We start from the raw sequence: 16,453 nt of genomic DNA on the forward strand, positions 1-16,453 counted from the left end.
CCCACGCGACACCGACGACCGCGAGGCCCGCGACGACGCCCGCGCTCACGAGCGGCTGCGCGACGCGGAGCGGGAGATCCTGGAGCGTGTCGACGTCCTGCACGAGGGTCGTGAGCACGTCGCCCGAGCGCGCGGTGCGCAGTCCATCGGGTGCGACCGGCACGAGGCGGCGGAACACGCTCACGCGCAGCCCCGCGAGCGCGCGGAGGGTCGCGTCGTGCCCGACGACGCGCTCGAGGTAGCGCAGGACGGCGCGACCGATCGCGAAGGCGCGCACGCCGACGATCGCGAACCCGAGGAAGAGGATGGGGGGCTGCTCGGCGGCGCGCGCGATGAGCCACGCGGAGGTCGCGAGGAGCGCGACCGAGGAGCCCGCGGCGAGGGCGCCGAGCGCGAGCGCCGGGGCGAGGGCGGCGAACGGCGGCTGAGCCGCGCGCAGCACGGGGCGGATGTCGACGCGGGTCATCGCGCGACCACCTCCGGGGCGTGCGCGGCTTCGCGGGCCGCGTCGGCGGCGTGGGCCGTCAGATCGAGCACGTCGTCGGCGGCCGCAACGACCGCGGGCCGATGCGTGACGACGAGGACGAGCCGCCCCTCCGCCGCGAGCGCGCGCAGCCCGGCGACGACGCGGCCCTCGGCCTCGGCGTCGAGCGCCGACGTCGGCTCATCGAGCACGACGATCTCGAGATCGCGCTCGAGCGCCCGGTACACGGCGCGCGCGATCGCGACGCGCTGCGCCTGCCCGCCCGAGAGCCCCTGCCCCGCCGGGCCGAGGACGGTCGTGAGGGGCACGTCGAGAGCACCCGCGAGCGCGAGCGCGCGGGCGACGAGCGCGGGGTCGGGATGCTCGGAGCCGAGCGCCACGACCGCGTCGAGCGGCCCCGCCGTGAGCTCGGGGCTCTGCCCGGCCCACGCGATGCGCGCGAGGCGCTCCTCGGCGGAGGCCTCGCGGCCCGCGAGGAGGAAGCGCCCCTCGGCGGGGGTGAAGCCGAGGAGGGCGGCGACGAGCGACGACTTGCCCGCGCCGCTCGGACCGGTGATCGCGACGAGCGAGCCGCGCCGCCAGGCGGCGTCGAGACCCGAGACGACCGCGCGACTCGCGCGCGCGATGCTCACGCCCTCGAGGGCGAGCGCGACCTCGAGCGCCTCGCCGTCGCGAGGCATCACTGAGGCGGGCGGCACCGAGGCGAGCGGGACCGAGGCGAGCGGGACCGCGGGGGCGGGCGGGGCATCCGCACCGCCCTCGATGAGATCGAGCACGTCGTCCCAGGCCGCGATGCCGTCGGCGGCGGCGTGGTAGCGGGCGCCGACGAGTCGCAGCGGCAGGTAGGCCTCGGGCGTGAGGATGAGCACGAAGAGCCCGAGCGCGAACGGGATCGCGCCGTCGATGAGCCGCACGCCGACCGACACCGCGACGACCGCGACCGACAGGCTCGCCGCGAGCTCGAGCGCGAAGCTCGACAGGAACGACACCCGGAGGACCTTCATGGTGCGGGCGCGGTACGCGTCGGTCACGGCCTCGATGCGCGCCGTCTGCCGGTGCTGCCGCCCGAAGATCGTGAGGGTCGAGAGCCCGAGCACCACTTCATGGAAGCCGGCGGACAGGGTTACCAGGGCCTCCCACTGCGAGCGCTGCATCGCCTGCGTCGCCCACCCGATGAGCACCATGAACACGGGGATGAGCGGGAGCGTCACCATCACCGCGATGCCCGTCGCCAGGTCGGAGAGCAGCAGCACGCCCACCACGATCGGCGTCGCGACCGCCGTCAGGATCAGCTGCGGCAGGTACAGCCCCACGTAGCCGTCCATCGCGTCGAGGCCCGGGCCGATGATCGTCGCGAGCGAGCCGCTCGACCGGCGGCCGAGCTGCGCCGAGCCGCCGCGGTCGATCGCGGCGATCGCGCGCTCGCGCAGCTGGCTCTTCACGCGCGCGGCTCCGCGGGCGGCGAGCGCGTCGAGCGCGGCCTGGGTGAGCGCCCGGGCGACGACGGATGCGGCGGTCGCGGCGACGAGCATCCCCATCGATTCGAGGGGCGCGCCCTCGATCACGGCCGCGATGCTGCTCGCGGCGGACCAGCAGAACGCGACGATGCTCGCGACGTGCGCGACGCCGACGACCGCGCCGAGCGCGAGGAGCGCTCGCGCGGCCGAGGCCGTGCGCAGCAGGCGCGGGTCGAGGGGCTTCAGTGCGCCGCCCCCACCGGGATGGAGGCGCGCGTGACGCGCTTGCGGAAGACCCAGTACGTCCAGCCCTGGTAGAGCAGCACGAGCGGGATCATGAACACCGCGACCCAGGTCATGACCTGCAGCGTGTACTCGGTGCTCGACGCGTTCTCGATCGTGAGGCTGTAGGCGGGGTCGATCGTCGAGGGCATGACGTTCGGGAACATCGCGGCGAGGATCGTCGCGACCGCGAGCAGGGTCGTGACGGCCGAGAGGCCGAACGCCCAGCCCTCGCGGCCCGCGCGGTTCGCGAGCGTGGCGCCGATGAGCGTCAGGGCTGCGGCCGCGGCGAGGGCGGCGATGAGCGCCGCGTGCGGGGCGCCGAGGTGCGCGAGGACGGTCCAGGTCAGGAACGCGGCTGCGACGACGATCGTCGCGATGCCCGCACGCGCGGCGAGCGCGCGAGCGCGCTCGCGCAGCTCGCCGTCGGTCTTCAGGGCGACGAACTGGACGCCGTGCGTGAAGAACAGCAGGAGCGTCGTGAGCCCGCCGAGGAGCCCGTACGGATTCAGGAGCGTGAACAGCGTGCCCGTGAAGTTGCCGGCCTCATCGATCGGGGTTCCCTGGACGATGTTGGCGAAGGCGACGCCCCACAGCAGCGCCGGGACCGCGGACCCGATCACGATCATCCGGTCGAACGCCGCCGACCACTCGGGGCTGCGGCCCTGGTGGCGGTACTCGAACGAGACGCCGCGGAGGATGAGCGCGACGAGGATCAGCAGGAGCGCGAGGTAGAACCCGCTGAACAACGTCGCGTACCAGTACGGGAAGGCCGCGAAGAGCGAGGCGCCCGCGACGATGAGCCAGGTCTCGTTGAGATCCCAGACGGGGCCGATCGTGTTGATGATCTGGCGGCGGTCGGTGTCGTCCTTGCCGAGGAAGGGCAGCGACATGCCGACGCCGAAATCGAAGCCGTCGAGCACGAAGTAGCCGATGAAGAAGAACCCGACGATGAGGAACCAGAGGGTGGCGAGATCCATGGGGTGCTCCTAGTAGACCGTGGCGAGCTTGGCGTGGTCGATGTCGTCCGCGTCGGAGTGGTCCTCCCACTCCTTCGGGCCCTCGATCGCGGCGCGCGTGATGAGTCGGAACTCGACGACGGCGAGCGCACCGTAGAGGACCGTGAAGACGACGAGCGAGATGAGCACCTCGAGCCCCGTGACGTTCGGCGAGACGCCGTCCTCCGTCTTCATGAGGCCGAACACGAGCCAGGGCTGGCGCCCCATCTCGGTGAAGATCCAGCCGACGAGGCTCGCGATCATGGGCAGCGGGGCGGCCCAGATGGCGACCTTCCACGCCCAGCCGGCGGGCGTGCGACCGCCGCGCGTGAGCCAGAGGCCGACGGCCGAGATGAGGGCGGCGAGCGAGCCGAGACCGATCATCCAGCGGAAGGACCAGTAGGTCACCCAGATGATGGGCGTGTAGTCGCCAGGGCCGAACTGCTCGACGTACTGCGCCTGGAGGTCGTTGATGCCCTCGACCTCGCCCGTGAGCGTGTGCGTCGACAGGAGCGACAGCAGGTACGGCACGCGGATCGAGAAGATCTCGCTCGATCCGTCGGGCGTGCCGAGCGAGAAGATCGAGAAGCTCGCCGGCCCGGCGGTCTCGTAGAGCGCCTCGGCCGCAGCCATCTTCATGGGCTGCGTCGCGACCATGACGAGGCTCAGCTGGTCGCCGCTCAGAGCCACGCCCGCGAAGGCGACGAGGTTCGTGACGCCGCCGAACCTCAGCGCCGTGCGCATCGTCTCGTCGTACTGGCCGCGGGCCAGGTGGTACGCGGCGACCGCGACGACGACGACCGCGGCGAACATGACCGCCGCGAAGATCGTGTGCGGGAAGGACGCGAGCACGACGGGGTTCGTGAGCACCGCGACGATGTCGGTGAGCTCGGCGCGGCCGCGCTCCTCGTTGATCGTGAAGCCGACCGGGTTCTGCATGAAGGCGTTCGCGGCGAGGATGAAGTACGCCGAGAGCATCGTCGAGATCGACACGACCCAGATCGACGCGAGGTGCAGCTTCGCCGGCAGCTTGTCCCAGCCGAAGATCCACAGGCCGATGAACGTGGCCTCGAGGAAGAACGCGAGCAGGCCCTCCATCGCGAGCGGGGCGCCGAACACGTCGCCGACGAAGCGCGAGTAGTCGCTCCAGTTCATGCCGAACTGGAACTCCTGCACGATGCCCGTCACGACGCCCATCGCGAAGTTGATGAGGAAGATGCGGCCGAACAGGCGCGTCAGGTGCAGGTACTTGAGCTTCCCGGTGCGCACCCACGCGGTCTGCAGCAGCGCCACGAGGAGCGCCATGCCGATCGTGAGCGGGACGAAGAGGAAGTGGTAGAGGGTCGTGAGACCGAACTGCCAGCGGGCGAGGGCGAGCGGATCGAGCCATTCGAGCACGGGAGACGGACCGCCTTGCGTGAGGAGGGGTGGGGTTCCCTTCCACCCTAGGAATCGGCACTCGGGGTCGGCAGGGGCCGAAGGTCCCGAATCCGGCCGCGTCGTCGCCGCTTGCGTCTCCGATCGGCACGATCGCCCACAGCGCCCGCAGGGCGGTCGTCGGTAGGCTCGCGCTCGTGAACGAGATCCTCGACGGCCTGCTCGACACCGTCGAGGGCGTCGACCCCGTCGTGCGCACGCTCCTCGCCGGGCTGTTCATCATGCTCGAGACGAGCGTGCTCATCGGCCTCATCGTGCCGGGCGACACCGTCGTGCTCGTCGCCTCGACCGCCGTCGACTCCCCCGTCGAGTACTTCGCCCTCGCGATCACGTGCATCGCGGGCGCTCTCGCCGGCGGCTCGATCGGCTTCTGGATCGGCCGCACGATCGGGCCGTGGCTGAGGGCCTCGCGCGCCGGCCGGCTCATCGGCGAGAGGAACTGGGTGCGGGCGGAGAACTTCCTCGACCACCGCGGCGGGATCGCGGTGTTCATCTCGCGCTTCCTGCCCGTGCTGCACTCGCTCACGCCGCTCACCGTCGGCATGAGCACGCTGCGCTACCGCACGTTCATCCTCTGGCTCGCGGCGGCCTCGACAATCTGGTCGTTCCTGTACGTCTCCGTCGGCTCGGCCGCCGCGGGCACCTATCGCGAGCTCGACGACACGCTCAGCTGGGCGGCGTACCTGTTCGTCGGCATCATCCTCGCCTTCCTCGTCGTCGTGTGGATCGTGAAGAAGCTGCTCGACCGCTACTCGTCGCGCTTCGCCGACCGCCCGGGCGATCACGACGCCCGCACGCGCGAGGACTGAACCGGCGCGCTCGGGCCCGCCCCGGGCATCCCCCCGGATGCGACGACGGGGGCGGGGCGAGCGCTCCGCCCCCGTCGGGCGTGGGATGCCGTGGCGACTAGCCGAGGAAGCCGTTCTCCTCGAGCCAGCCCTCCGCGATCTCGGCGGCCGACAGCTGGTCGACCGTGCTCTGGACGTTGAGGGAGACGAGGCCCTCGGCGGTCAGCGCGGCGCTGACCTCGTTGACGACGTCGATCGCGTCCTGCGACAGGTCGGCGCTCGCGACGGGCACGACGTTCGAGGCCAGGAAGAGGCCCTCGGGGTCGTCGAGCGTCACGAGGTCGTTCTCGCCGATGCGCGGGTCGGCGCTGTAGACGTTGGCGATGTTCACGACGCCCTCGAGGAGCGACTCGACGGTCGTCTCACCCGTGGCCTGGAACTCGACGGTCACGCCGTAGACCTCCTCGAGTCCCGCGGGGCCGTAGGGGCGCTCGGCGAGCTCGGGGTTGCCTCCGAGGATGAGGCCCTCGACGCCCGCGAGATCGGCGATCGACTCGAGGCCGTTGGCCTCGGCGAACTCGGCGGTGACGTTGTAGCTGTCCTGGTCGGTCGCGGACGACTGGTCGAGCACCTGCAGACCCTCGGGCAGGGCGCCCTGGAGCTCCTCGTAGACCTCGTCCTCGGCCGTGGCCGTCGTGTCGGGCACGTAGAACTGCAGGAGGTTGCCCGTGTACTCGGGGAACAGGTCGACCTCGCCCGCCTCGATGGCGGGGATGTACGCGTCGCGCTGGCCGATGTTGAAGTTGCGCTCGACCTCGAACCCGGCCTCTTCGAGGGCCTGGGCGTAGATCTCGGCGATGATCTCGTTCGAGTAGTAGGCCTGCGAGCCGATGACGATCGTCTCGCTCGAGCCGCCCGCATCCGGGTCGGTGCCGGGCTCCAGCGGATCGCCCGACGCGCACCCTGCCAGGGCCAATGCCGCCCCGACCACGGTCGCGGTCATCGCGATCCGGCCCTTGTTCCTTGCTGTGAACATCACGATCTTCTTTCTCTCAGGTGGTGGCGGGGGTATCCGCCGCCGCGCGACGGCGCGGGGCCGTCGTGCGGAGCTCTGGGGCGCGGCGCGCGCGCACGCCGCGCGGCACCGCGTAGCGCTCGAGCACCGCGAACAGCGCGTCGAGCAGGAGGGCGAGGGCGATGATGAGGATCGCCGCGCCGAGCATGCGATCGTAGTCGCGCAGGGCGATGCCCTCGACGATCGGCAGGCCGAGCCCGCCGAGGTTGACGAAGGCCGCGAGCACGGCCGTCGCGACGACCTGCAGGGTTCCGCTGCGCAGCCCGCCCATGAGGAGCGGCAGGCCGAGCGGCACCTCGACGCGCCACAGGATCTGCCACTCGGTCATGCCCATCGCGCGCGCGGCGTCGATCACGCGGCGGTCGATGACCTCGAGGCCCGCGTAGGCGCCCGCGAGGATCGGCGGGATCGCGAGCAGGACGAGCACGAGCACCGCCGACGGCCCCCGCAGGAGCACTCCCGCGATCATCACGAAGAGGAAGAGCAGGCCGAACGACGGCAGGGCGCGCGCGGCGCCCGAGATGCCGACCGCGATCTCGCGACCCTTGCCGGTGTGCCCGATGAGCCAGCCGAGCGGGACCGCGACAGCGGATGCGGCCAGCACCGCGAGAACGGTGTAGAACAGGTGCTCGCCGATGCGCACGGGGATCGACCCCGAGCCCTGCCAGTTGGCGGGCTCGACGATCCAGGCGATCGCCTCGAGGAAGAGGTTCACGATGCCCCCTTCACGCGCGTCCACGGCATGAGCCACGCGCCGATGAGGGCGAGGACGCGGTCGAACAGGAGGGCGATGACGACGGTCGCGACGACGCCCGCGAGCACGGACTCGATGATGCCGCGCTGCGACCCGTTCGTGAAGAGGTAGCCGAGGCTGTCGACGCCGACGACCACGCCGACCGTGAGGAGGCTCACCGTGCTCACGGCGACGACGCGGAGGCCCGCGAGGAGGACGGGCCCGGCGAGCGGGAAGTCGACGGCCCAGAACCGCCGCCAGGAGGAGTACCCCATGGCCGTGGCGGCCTGCTGGATGTCGCGATCGACGCTCGCGAGAGCATCCGCCGTCGATCGGGCCATGATCGCGACCGCGTAGATGGTGAGGGCGATGAGGACGTTCGACTCGCTCAGGAACGGCAGCCCGAGGAGGGGCGGCAGGATCACGAACAGCGCGAGCGAGGGGATCGTGTAGAGCAGGCCGACGAGCGTCAGGATGAGGCCGCGCGTGAGCTGGTAGCGGTGCGCGACCCAGCCGAGCGGGATCGCGATGACGAAGCCGAGCACGATCGGCAGGATGCTCAGCCGGACGTGCTCGAGCGACAGCTCGAGGATCTGCTCGATGTTCGCGATCACCCAGGTCACGACGGGCTCGCCTCCACGAGGCGGCCCGCGACCGTGCCGTCGGCATCGACGACGACGCGCGCGCCGTCGATCTCGCGGATGCTCAGCGCGCGCTTGCCGCGATCGGCGCCGATGAAGCTCGCGACGAAGTCGCTCGCGGGGTTGGCTAGGATCTCCTGCGGCGTGCCCTTCTGCGCGATGCGGGCGCCCTTCTCGAGGATGACGACCTGGTCGCCGAGCAGGAAGGCCTCGTCGATGTCGTGCGTGACGAAGACGACGGTCTTGCCGAGCTCGCGCTGCAGGCGCAGGAGCTCCTGCTGCAGCTCGGCGCGCACGATCGGGTCGACGGCGCCGAAGGGCTCGTCCATGAGCAGGATGTTGGGGTCGACGGCGAGGCCGCGCGCGACGCCGACGCGCTGCTGCTGCCCGCCCGAGAGCTGCGAGGGGTAGCGCTCGGCCATCGAGCGGTCGAGGCCGACGGTGTCCATGAGCTGCAGCGCGCGCTCGTGCGCCTCCTTCTTCGGCACGCCGTTGAGGCGCGGCACGGTCGCGATGTTGTCGATCACGGTGCGGTGCGGCAGGAGGCCCGAGTTCTGCATGACGTAGCCGATGCGGCGGCGCAGCTTCACGGGGTCGATGCGCGCGACGTTCTCGCCGTCGATGTCGAGCTCGCCGCTCGAGGCGTCGACCATGCGGTTGATCATGCGCAGGAGCGTCGTCTTGCCGCAGCCGCTTGAGCCGACGAAGACGGTCGTCTGGTGCGACGGGATGACGAGGCTGAAGTCGTCGACGGCGGTCGTGCCGCCGGGGAAGGTCTTGGAGATGGAGCGGAACTCGATCACGGAACGCGACTCCCCGGTGTCGATCGCCGCCGAGGGATCACTCAGCGTGCTCCCAGTCAAACAGCCCCGGGCCCCGCATCGAAACGCTGGCGGTGTTTCCCGGCACATATCCAGAAGATTCGGATGCTTGGCGCGCGCCGCCCGGAGACGACGAAGACCCCCGCCGTCGGGCGGGGGCTCTCGTGGCGAAGCGAGACGAGGGCTACAGCACCCCGGCGACCGTCGCGCGGACGACGCGGCGGGCCTCGTCGAGCAGGGCGGCGTCGCCGTCGGCGTCGCGCGCGAAAGCGCGGGCGACGAGCGCGTCGATGACCTCGACGGCCGTGGCGATCGCGAGGCGACCGCTGTCGTCGAGCGAGAGGGCGTAGCGCTGCTCGAGCGCGTCGGCCACGGCGCCGGCGACGACGCCGTTGGCGGTCTCGTCCGAGCTCGGCGGGAGCAGATCGAGCACGTCGCCGACGCGGAGCGAGCGGTAGCCCGGCTCCGAGCGGAAGAGCTCGACCGTCACGTCGAGGACCCCGAGGAGGGCATCCGTCGCCGTCGCGTGGCCGTCGGCGGCGAGCTCGCCGGCGAGGCGCGCGAGGAGGCGCTCGGAGTTGCGCGCCGCGAGCGACTGCAGCACGGCGATGCGGTCGGGGAAGTAGCGGTAGACGGTACCGATCGAGGCGCCGGCGCGGTCGGCGACCATCGCGGTCGTGAGTCGCTCGTAGCCGATCTCGTCGATCACGGCGGCGGCCGAGTCGAGGAGCGCGGCGAGGCGCGCGGTGCTGCGCGCCTGGACGGGTTCATTGCGGATGGGAGCGGACGCCGTCAGAAGCGTCGTGCTCAGTTCGATGGCGGACATGGCTGGGTACCTTTCGACGACCGGGCTGATTGATGGTAGCGCGCAATATGAGACATCGACTGGTTTTCCTGTCAGGAATATTCGGCGCGCCGTCGCGCTGTTCGCTCTGACGAACACGGAGGCGCTTCGGAGCCGCGTCGAGCCCTCGTGACAGACTGGGGCGATGCCGGCCGTCACCCCTGATCCCGAGCCCGTTCCGCGATCGTCGTGGGCGCGCCGAGCGGCCGCTCTCGAGGACTCGGTGCACCGCACGCGCGAGCGACGAGGGCGCAAGCGCGGCCTCGTCCCGATCGTCCTGCCCTACAGCGGCTACGGCGGGCCCGGCTTCGTGCGCGTGCTGTGCCGCGTCCTCCTGGTCAAGCCCGGCTTCGATCTGCGCAAGCCCGCAAAGGCCATCCGCGGCTGGCGGAGCTTCACGAGCATCGCGATCGGCGGGGCCGAGGTCGTCGTGCGCGTCGACGGCCAGGAGTTCACGGTCTACGCCGACCGCGGCGGCGTCGTCGACGTCGACGTGGCCGTCGAGCTCGAGCCCGGCCTGCGCACGATCGAGCTCCAGGTCGAGGACACCCCGCCCGTCGAGGCCCCCGTCTACGTCGTGCAGCCGGATGCCCGGGTCGGCCTCCTGAGCGACATCGACGACACCGTCATGGTCACCGCGCTCCCCCGGCCCTTCCTCGCCGCGTGGAACACGTTCGTCCTCAATGAGCACGCGCGCCAGCCGGTGCCCGGCATGGCGGTGCTGTACGAGCGCATCGTGCGGGAGAACCCCTCGTGCCCCGTCGTCTACCTCTCGACGGGAGCGTGGAACGTCGCCCCGACCCTCGACCGCTTCCTGTCGCGTCACCTGTACCCGGACGGCACGCTCCTGCTCACCGACTGGGGGCCGACGCACGACCGGCTCTTCCGCAGCGGGCGCGACCACAAGCGCGAGAGCCTCGAGCGACTCGCGCGCGAGTTCCCGACGATCCGCTGGATCCTCGTCGGCGACGACGGGCAGCACGACGAGGAGCTCTACCGCGACTTCATCGCCGCGCACCCGCAGAACGTGCGCGCCGTGGCGATCCGCGAGCTGTCGCCCGGCGAGGCGGTGCTCGCGGGCGGTCGGCGGCACGTCGACGATGCCGAGCGGCCGGCGACCGATGCTCCCTGGGTGTCGGCGCCCGACGGCGCCGGTCTCGCCGTCGAGCTCGGCGAAGCGGGCGTCCTCGCCCCGGAGGACACCCCGCGCCCGGAGTGACGGGTCGGCGTGAGAGTCCTCTCATCCGGGCGGGTTCTCGGGCTCCGGGTGCCGATAATGAAGGCATGGTGCGCGCGATCGCTTTCCCGACCTGGTCGGTGCGCGCGCGCATCCTCGCCGTCATCCTCGTCATCACGACGGTCGGGATGACCTTCGCTGGCATCAGCGCGTACTTCGTGCAGCGCGACCGCGTGATCGAGAGCATCGACCAGGAACTCCTCGCGGCGGTCGAGTCGGCACGGCAGGTTCTCGCCAACCCTCCCGCGGCCGCCGCCATCGACGAGCCGCCGGCCGAGGAGCCCGCCGCGGGCGAGGCGCCCACCGACCCGCCCGCCGAGCCGGAGGCTCCTGCCGCTCCCGCCTACGAGACGGTCGGCGAGGCTCTCGAGGCGATCCTGTCCTACGTCATCCCCGGGCGGCACGAGAGCAGCATCGCCCTGCTCGACGGCGCACCCGCCTGGCAGCCGAGCGTCACCGTGTCGTTCGAGCTCGCCGACGACCCCGCGCTCCTCGCGCGGGCGTGGGAGGAGTCGCAGGGCGGAACGGTCGTCCTGGGCACCGCGAACACGAGCGCGCTCGAGGGCGTGCGGGCCGTGCGGTACGTCGTCGCCCCCGTCGAGATCGCCGGCTCCGATCAGCGGGGCGCGTACGTGACCGCGATCGACGTGCAGCGCGAGGTCGACGAGGTCGGCGGCGCGTTCGTGACGTACGCGTGGCTCAGCGCGCTCACGATCCTGCTGATCGGTGCCGCCGGCTGGTTCGTCTCCGGTCGACTGCTCGCCCCGCTGCGCGAGCTCCGCCTGGCCGCCGAGCGGATCACCGCGCAGAACACGACCGAGCGCATCCCCGTGCGCACGCGCGACGACCTCGGCGCCCTCACGACGACGGTCAACGACATGCTCGACCGCATCGACGGAGCCTTCACGGCGCAGCGCCAGCTGCTCGACGACGTGCGCCACGAGCTCAAGACCCCCATCACGATCGTGCGCGGCCACCTCGAGCTGCTCGACCCGCGGAAGCCCTCCGAGGTGCGCGCGGTGCGCGACATCGCGATCGACGAGCTCGACCGGATGTCGGAGCTCGTGAGCGACATCGACGATCTCGCGCGCACCGAGCGCGGACTCCTCGCGACCGAGCCGACCGACGTCGCCGACCTCACCGCCGCGGTCTTCGGCAAGGCGCAGGCGATCGGCGACCACGAATGGGTGCTCGAGAGCTCGGTGCCGGTCGTCGCTCCCGTCTCGCCGAGCCGCATCACGCAGGCGTGGCTGCAGCTCGCCGACAACGCCGCCAAGTACTCCCCCGCAGGCTCGACGATCCGCATCGGGTCGAGCGCCTACCGCGGGGCCGTCGAGTTCTGGGTCGCCGACGAGGGGCCGGGGATCCCCGAGGAGTCGCGCACCCGCATCTTCGAGCGCTTCGGACGCGCCGACACGGGCCGCGGCGTCGCCGGCTCCGGTCTCGGGCTGCCCATCGTCGCCGCGATCGCGCGCGCCCACGGCGGGCACGTGAGCCTCGAGACCTCGGAGGCGGGATCCCGCTTCGGCATCGTCGTGCCGGTCGAGTCGGACGCCCCCGCACCGCCGCCGCCGGCCGACCTCGGCCCCGCGGCTCGAGACGACGAGGAGTCGCGATGACGAGCATCCTCGTCGTGGAGGACGAAGCGCGCATTGCGACGTTCGTCGAGAAGGGGCTGACCGCGAGCGGCTACGCGCCCACCGTCGTCGGATCGGGGCGCGAGGCGCTCGACTACCTCGCGACCGGCTCGTTCGACCTCGTGCTCCTCGACGTCGGACTTCCCGGGGGCATGGACGGCTTCGCCGTCCTCGCCCGGATGCGGGCCGGCGGCGACGCGACGCCCGTCATCATGCTCACCGCCCGCACGAGCCTCGACGACACCATCCAGGGGCTCGACGGCGGGGCCAACGACTACGTCCCGAAGCCGTTCAAGTTCGACGAGCTGCTCGCGCGCATCCGCCTGCGACTGCGGGAGTCGGGGCAGATCTCGGCCGGAGAGACCGTGCTGCGGCACGGCGACCTCGCGCTCGACGTGCGCACGCGGCGCGTGACCGTCGGCGAGACCGCGGTCGACCTCTCGGCGCGCGAGTTCGCGCTCGCCGAGCAGTTCCTCCAGCACCCCGACCAGGTGCTCTCGCGCGAGCAGCTGCTGTCGCGCGTGTGGGGGTTCGACTTCGACCCCGGGTCGAACGTCGTCGACGTGTACGTTCGCTACCTGCGCGGCAAGATCGGCGCCGACCGCATCGAGACGGTGCGCGGCATGGGGTACCGGCTCGTCTGAGCCGCGAGCGGCGGGCTAGTCGTCGTCGAAGTCGGGCGAGTCGGGCGAGTCGCCCGACTGCGCGGGCGCGACGGGGGCCACGGGAACCGGCTGGGGCGCGGGCGCCTGCGTCACGGTGGGCGCCGGCGCGGGCGTGGCGGTGGGAGCGCTCGACGGTCCCGGGCTGGTCGACGGCTGCGGCGTGCTGCCGGGCACCGACACGCGGCCCTCGCCGAGCCCGGCGAAGAACTTGACGTCGCCGCGGAGGTTCGAGATCGGCGCGACGTCGACGCTCTCGCTCGAGTCGACGAGCGGCATCGCGGTCGCGGCGGTCACGGCGCTGCCGGCGAGCACGCCGAGCCCGAGCGCCGAGGCGGCGCCGAGCGCGATCCAGCCGTTCTGCTGCATGCCGAGCCTCCGGGTGAGAGCGGGCGCGCGGGTCGCGCCTCCTCCATGGTGCCAGGATGCGCGGGCCGGGTGCCGAGGATGAGAGAACTCTCACCCGTCGGCGCGGGCCTCACCAGGCGGCGGAGGTGAGGGGCGCGTCGGTCGCGGCGACCACGCGGTGCGCGCGCTCGATGAGCACGGCGGCGTCGTCGGAGCCCGCCGCGGAGCGCGCGAGCGCGTGCCCCAGGAGCTGCGTCGCGGCGATCGCGTGCGCGCGGTCGGCGAAGCCCGCCTCGGGCCACGAGAACCAGCGGCGGCGCCAGCCGTCGGCGAGCACGGAGGCGCGCGAGGCGCGCAGCGTCGCGCGGCTGCCGCCGTCGTGCACGACCGTCGCGATGAGGTGCGCGTAGAGCGCCGCGGCGTCGTCGGCCGGGTCGCCCCAGCCGGAGGTGTCGATGTCGAGCACGCCCGTGATCGTCGTCGGCGCGGCCGGATCGACGAGCAGCTGCGCGAGGTGCAGGTCGCCGTGGACGGTGCGGCTGGGCGGCGGGGCGCCGCCGGCGCGGAAGCGCCGTGCGATCGCGCGGGACGTGGTCTCGATGAGGCCGTCGTAGGCGGGCAGCTGCTCCACCAGGCGCTCCTCGTACCAGTCGAGCCGACGCACGAGGGACGCGCGCGCGGGCGCGGTCGACGGGACGGCGGCGATGCGCTGCATGAGTCGGACGATCTCGTCGAGCAGGGCATCCGGCCCCGGAACGCGGTCGAGGACCGAGATGAGCTCGGAGCCGGCGAGGGCCTCGAGGGCGACGAGGCCCTCCTCGCTCCAGCCGAGGACGGTCGGGACGGGGACGCCTTCGTGGCGCCAGTGGGTGTGCTTCGCCTGCAGGGGCTCGGCCGCGGGCGGGCGGACGACCTTGAGGAAGTACGCCGTGCGCGCGGTGTCGACGCGCACGACGGCGCGCTTGCCCGGGCGGTAGGCGGCGAGGCTCACGCGGAGATCCTCGACGGGGAGGCCGAGTCGAGCGAGGACGATCGAGGCGGCCTCGGCGTAGACGGCGGTGCGCAGCGCGGGCAGCGAGGGGTCGGCGGGGTAGACCCACACATCGACGCGCTCGCCCGTCTCGGGCTGGGTGAGCGTGAGAACGCCCGAGCGGGTCGTGTCGGGGGGCGAGGTCTCGACGAAGACCGTGTGGTCGGCCGTGCCGCCGGACTCGTCGCGGAGGGTCACGCGGTAGCCGTGGGTGAAGCCCTGACCCGTCGGCTCGATCTGCAGCGCGTGCGCTTCGACGAGCGTCGCACCGAGCGAGCCGGCGACGGCGTGCAGCACATCACGGTGCAGAACCTGGGACTCGGAGGCACTCATCGCTCTCATCATGGATGATCAGGCCCCCTCGCGCGAACGCGCCGCGCGCGCCCGCGCGCAACTCACCGCGCCTCCTGGCGCCCGGCGATGCCGCGACGTACCATGAACGCGAGCGACCGAACCCGAAATGAGGTCGTTTCTCTGGGCGCGTACCCGCGCGCTCGAGTTCCTCATACCCGACGAGGAGCACCCTGATGTGGAGCCTGCTCGCGCGCAGCGGCGCGGCCGCGACGGCGCTGACGAGCGCCGCGCTGCGCACGCCCGCGAACGCGAGCGAGAGCTTCCACCGCACGATCGGGCTCGCGCTCGCGGGCCTCGTGCTCACGAGCGGGGCGGCGATCGGGACCCTTGCGCTCACGGTCGACCCGCGCGGCGGCGACCGGGGGGTCAGCGAGCGCGGCGACGAGAAGACCGTGCGGGATTTCCAGCTGCCGACGCTCTGAGCCGCCCGCCTGATCCAGGGGGCCGGCCCCGACCTCAGCCCCCGTCGCGCGCCCGCGGCGACTCACCGAGGCACTTCGGCCCGCAGTCGCGATAAGGGCCCGTCTCGCCGGACGCCGCCCGCCGCAGCGCGAGCACCCGGCGCAGGGAGTCGTCGACGGCCGCCTCGTCGACGCGACCGATCGCGACGGCGGCGACCAGGGCATCCACGAGAGCGCCCGCCTCGAAGCCGACCGACGCGGGGTCGCCGGGGAGGACGTAGAGCAGGAGGTCGTTGCCGGCGGCGAGAGCCCGCACGCCGTTCTCGATCGGGTCGTCGAAGCGCGCGTCGCCCGAGCGCTGGAGCATGAGCAGGTCGTCGGTCACGATGACGCCGTCGAAGGCGAGCTCGTCGCGGAGGATGCGGATCCACGTCGGCGAGAGCGAGGCCGGCATCGGGCTCACCTGATCGAACCGCAGGTGGCCGGTCATGACGAGCGGGGCGCCGGCCGCGATTCCCGCCGCGAAGGGAACGGCGTGCGTCGCGCGCCACTCGGCGAGGGTCGCGCTCGAGGTCGGGATGCTCACGTGCGAGTCGTCGGGGCTCGCTCCGTGCCCGGGGAAGTGCTTGAGGGTCGAGAGCGCGCGCCCCTCCTCGCCGCGCACCGCCGCCGCGACGCGCTCGGCCGCGGCCTCGGGCGTCGCGCCGAGCGTGCGCGGGCCGATGAACGAGCCCGAGCCGATCTCGATGTCGGCCACGACGCCGAAGTTGACGAGCACGCCCGCGCTCGCCACGAGGCCGGCGCGCTCGGCGAAGACGCTCTCGACCGCGTCGGGAGCCGCCCCCTGCAGCGCGCGCCCGGCGGGCCAGCCGTCTCCCGGCAGCCGACGCACGATGCCGCCCTCCTGGTCGATCGCGGTGAGCAGCGGGAGCCCGGCGTCGACGGAGAGGGCGCTCGTGAGGGCGCGCGTCGACGCGGGGTCGCCGGAGATGTTGTCGCCCATGAGGATCACCCCACCGAGGCCGTGCCGGTCGACGACCGACCGGATCGCCCCCGGGTCGGTCCCGGGAACGTGCACCATGACGAGCGCGGCGACCTTCTGGTCGATCGTCATCGACGCGATGCGCTGCTCGACATGGACGACGTCGGGGTCGGCGGCGGGCGGGGCCGAGACGCCGCGCATGATCGCGGCGGGCTCGTCCGTCGGCTCGGGCACGGGCGCCG

At 72.5% G+C, this 16,453-nt stretch carries 16 protein-coding genes and 1 pseudogene; 5 read left to right on the top strand and 12 right to left on the bottom strand.

What is annotated here, in order from left to right; translation table 11 throughout:
* The 4 genes and pseudogenes from Q7T15_RS04525 to Q7T15_RS04540 all read right to left on the bottom strand — a co-directional run.
* A pseudogene (locus Q7T15_RS04525) lies at positions 1-466 on the bottom strand (thiol reductant ABC exporter subunit CydC); the annotation flags it as partial.
* A complete protein-coding gene (gene cydD, locus Q7T15_RS04530; protein WP_370689098.1) occupies positions 463-2,241 on the bottom strand; it encodes a thiol reductant ABC exporter subunit CydD in 1,779 nt (592 codons plus the stop codon). The gene cydD and the pseudogene Q7T15_RS04525, both read right to left, overlap by 4 nt.
* Positions 2,184-3,203: a cytochrome d ubiquinol oxidase subunit II gene (gene cydB / locus Q7T15_RS04535; protein ID WP_304693717.1), complete on the bottom strand. Its 1,020-nt coding sequence runs from the start codon at positions 3,201-3,203 to the stop codon at positions 2,184-2,186. The genes cydD and cydB overlap by 58 nt, the downstream gene beginning before the upstream one ends.
* A 9-nt stretch (positions 3,204-3,212) precedes the next feature.
* Positions 3,213-4,619: a cytochrome ubiquinol oxidase subunit I gene (locus tag Q7T15_RS04540; RefSeq protein ID WP_304693720.1), complete on the bottom strand. Its 1,407-nt coding sequence runs from the start codon at positions 4,617-4,619 to the stop codon at positions 3,213-3,215.
* A 176-nt stretch (positions 4,620-4,795) separates the two neighbouring features.
* On the opposite strand from Q7T15_RS04540, the gene Q7T15_RS04545 reads away from it, so the two are divergent.
* A complete protein-coding gene (locus tag Q7T15_RS04545; RefSeq protein ID WP_304693722.1) occupies positions 4,796-5,467 on the top strand; it encodes a DedA family protein in 672 nt (223 codons plus the stop codon).
* Between the two features lie 97 nt (positions 5,468-5,564).
* On the opposite strand, the gene Q7T15_RS04550 is transcribed toward Q7T15_RS04545, so the two are convergent.
* From Q7T15_RS04550 to Q7T15_RS04570, 5 genes are all read right to left on the bottom strand, one after another.
* The gene (locus Q7T15_RS04550; protein ID WP_304693723.1) at positions 5,565-6,482 is read right to left on the bottom strand and encodes an ABC transporter substrate-binding protein; all 918 of its coding nucleotides are present in this window, start codon (positions 6,480-6,482) and stop codon (positions 5,565-5,567) included.
* Between the two features lie 16 nt (positions 6,483-6,498).
* Positions 6,499-7,236, bottom strand: coding sequence for an ABC transporter permease (locus Q7T15_RS04555; protein WP_304693725.1), 738 nt, complete (start codon positions 7,234-7,236; stop codon positions 6,499-6,501).
* A complete protein-coding gene (locus tag Q7T15_RS04560) occupies positions 7,233-7,877 on the bottom strand; it encodes an ABC transporter permease (RefSeq protein WP_304693727.1) in 645 nt (214 codons plus the stop codon). The genes Q7T15_RS04555 and Q7T15_RS04560 overlap by 4 nt, the downstream gene beginning before the upstream one ends.
* Positions 7,874-8,698, bottom strand: coding sequence for an ABC transporter ATP-binding protein (locus Q7T15_RS04565; protein ID WP_304693729.1), 825 nt, complete (start codon positions 8,696-8,698; stop codon positions 7,874-7,876). Before Q7T15_RS04565 ends, Q7T15_RS04560 begins: the two co-directional genes overlap by 4 nt.
* A 202-nt stretch (positions 8,699-8,900) precedes the next feature.
* Positions 8,901-9,542, bottom strand: a complete 642-nt coding sequence (locus tag Q7T15_RS04570; protein ID WP_304693731.1) for a TetR/AcrR family transcriptional regulator — start codon at positions 9,540-9,542, stop codon at positions 8,901-8,903.
* Between the two features lie 163 nt (positions 9,543-9,705).
* On the opposite strand from Q7T15_RS04570, the gene Q7T15_RS04575 reads away from it, so the two are divergent.
* The 3 genes from Q7T15_RS04575 to Q7T15_RS04585 all read left to right on the top strand — a co-directional run bounded on the left by Q7T15_RS04575 (position 9,706) and on the right by Q7T15_RS04585 (position 13,078).
* Entirely contained in the window at positions 9,706-10,779 is a 1,074-nt protein-coding gene (locus tag Q7T15_RS04575) for an App1 family protein (RefSeq protein WP_304693733.1), read from the top strand.
* A 65-nt stretch (positions 10,780-10,844) separates the two neighbouring features.
* Entirely contained in the window at positions 10,845-12,416 is a 1,572-nt protein-coding gene (locus Q7T15_RS04580; protein ID WP_304693735.1) for an ATP-binding protein, read from the top strand.
* The gene (locus Q7T15_RS04585) at positions 12,413-13,078 is read left to right on the top strand and encodes a response regulator transcription factor (protein ID WP_304693737.1); all 666 of its coding nucleotides are present in this window, start codon (positions 12,413-12,415) and stop codon (positions 13,076-13,078) included. The genes Q7T15_RS04580 and Q7T15_RS04585 overlap by 4 nt, the downstream gene beginning before the upstream one ends.
* 15 nt (positions 13,079-13,093) lie before the next feature.
* Here Q7T15_RS04585 and Q7T15_RS04590 read toward each other — a convergent pair whose 3' ends face one another.
* Both Q7T15_RS04590 and Q7T15_RS04595 read right to left on the bottom strand, forming a co-directional pair.
* A complete protein-coding gene (locus tag Q7T15_RS04590) occupies positions 13,094-13,465 on the bottom strand; it encodes a hypothetical protein (RefSeq protein WP_304693739.1) in 372 nt (123 codons plus the stop codon).
* A gap of 109 nt (positions 13,466-13,574) precedes the next feature.
* Positions 13,575-14,807 (bottom strand): phosphotransferase family protein, encoded by a 1,233-nt coding sequence (locus tag Q7T15_RS04595; protein ID WP_304693741.1) that lies wholly within the window; start codon positions 14,805-14,807, stop codon positions 13,575-13,577.
* A 194-nt stretch (positions 14,808-15,001) separates the two neighbouring features.
* Between Q7T15_RS04595 and Q7T15_RS04600 the strand changes: the two genes are divergently transcribed.
* Positions 15,002-15,250 carry a hypothetical protein gene (locus tag Q7T15_RS04600; protein ID WP_304693743.1) on the top strand — a complete coding sequence of 83 codons (249 nt, stop codon included), beginning with the start codon at positions 15,002-15,004 and terminating at the stop codon, positions 15,248-15,250.
* A 34-nt stretch (positions 15,251-15,284) separates the two neighbouring features.
* Here the strand turns inward: Q7T15_RS04600 and Q7T15_RS04605 are convergent.
* Positions 15,285-16,453, bottom strand: a 1,169-nt coding sequence (locus Q7T15_RS04605; RefSeq protein ID WP_304693745.1) for a glycoside hydrolase family 3 N-terminal domain-containing protein, incomplete at its 5' end; no start/stop codon positions are given.

Origin of the sequence: Microcella sp. (genome assembly GCF_030645145.1) — a bacterium.
GTDB lineage: Bacteria > Actinomycetota > Actinomycetes > Actinomycetales > Microbacteriaceae > Microcella.

What these genes read in the sequence shown, in the direction of transcription:
- Q7T15_RS04580 (WP_304693735.1), top strand. Translation starts at nt 10,845, where the DNA reads ATGGTGCGCGCGATCGCTTTCCCGACCTGGTCGGTGCGCGCGCGCATC.
- Q7T15_RS04585 (WP_304693737.1), top strand. Translation starts at nt 12,413, where the DNA reads ATGACGAGCATCCTCGTCGTGGAGGACGAAGCGCGCATTGCGACGTTC.
- Q7T15_RS04595 (WP_304693741.1), bottom strand. Translation starts at nt 14,807, where the DNA reads ATGAGTGCCTCCGAGTCCCAGGTTCTGCACCGTGATGTGCTGCACGCC.
- Q7T15_RS04590 (WP_304693739.1), bottom strand. Translation starts at nt 13,465, where the DNA reads ATGCAGCAGAACGGCTGGATCGCGCTCGGCGCCGCCTCGGCGCTCGGG.
- cydB (WP_304693717.1), bottom strand. Translation starts at nt 3,203, where the DNA reads ATGGATCTCGCCACCCTCTGGTTCCTCATCGTCGGGTTCTTCTTCATC.
- Q7T15_RS04550 (WP_304693723.1), bottom strand. Translation starts at nt 6,482, where the DNA reads ATGTTCACAGCAAGGAACAAGGGCCGGATCGCGATGACCGCGACCGTG.
- Q7T15_RS04575 (WP_304693733.1), top strand. Translation starts at nt 9,706, where the DNA reads ATGCCGGCCGTCACCCCTGATCCCGAGCCCGTTCCGCGATCGTCGTGG.
- Q7T15_RS04570 (WP_304693731.1), bottom strand. Translation starts at nt 9,542, where the DNA reads ATGTCCGCCATCGAACTGAGCACGACGCTTCTGACGGCGTCCGCTCCC.
- Q7T15_RS04600 (WP_304693743.1), top strand. Translation starts at nt 15,002, where the DNA reads ATGTGGAGCCTGCTCGCGCGCAGCGGCGCGGCCGCGACGGCGCTGACG.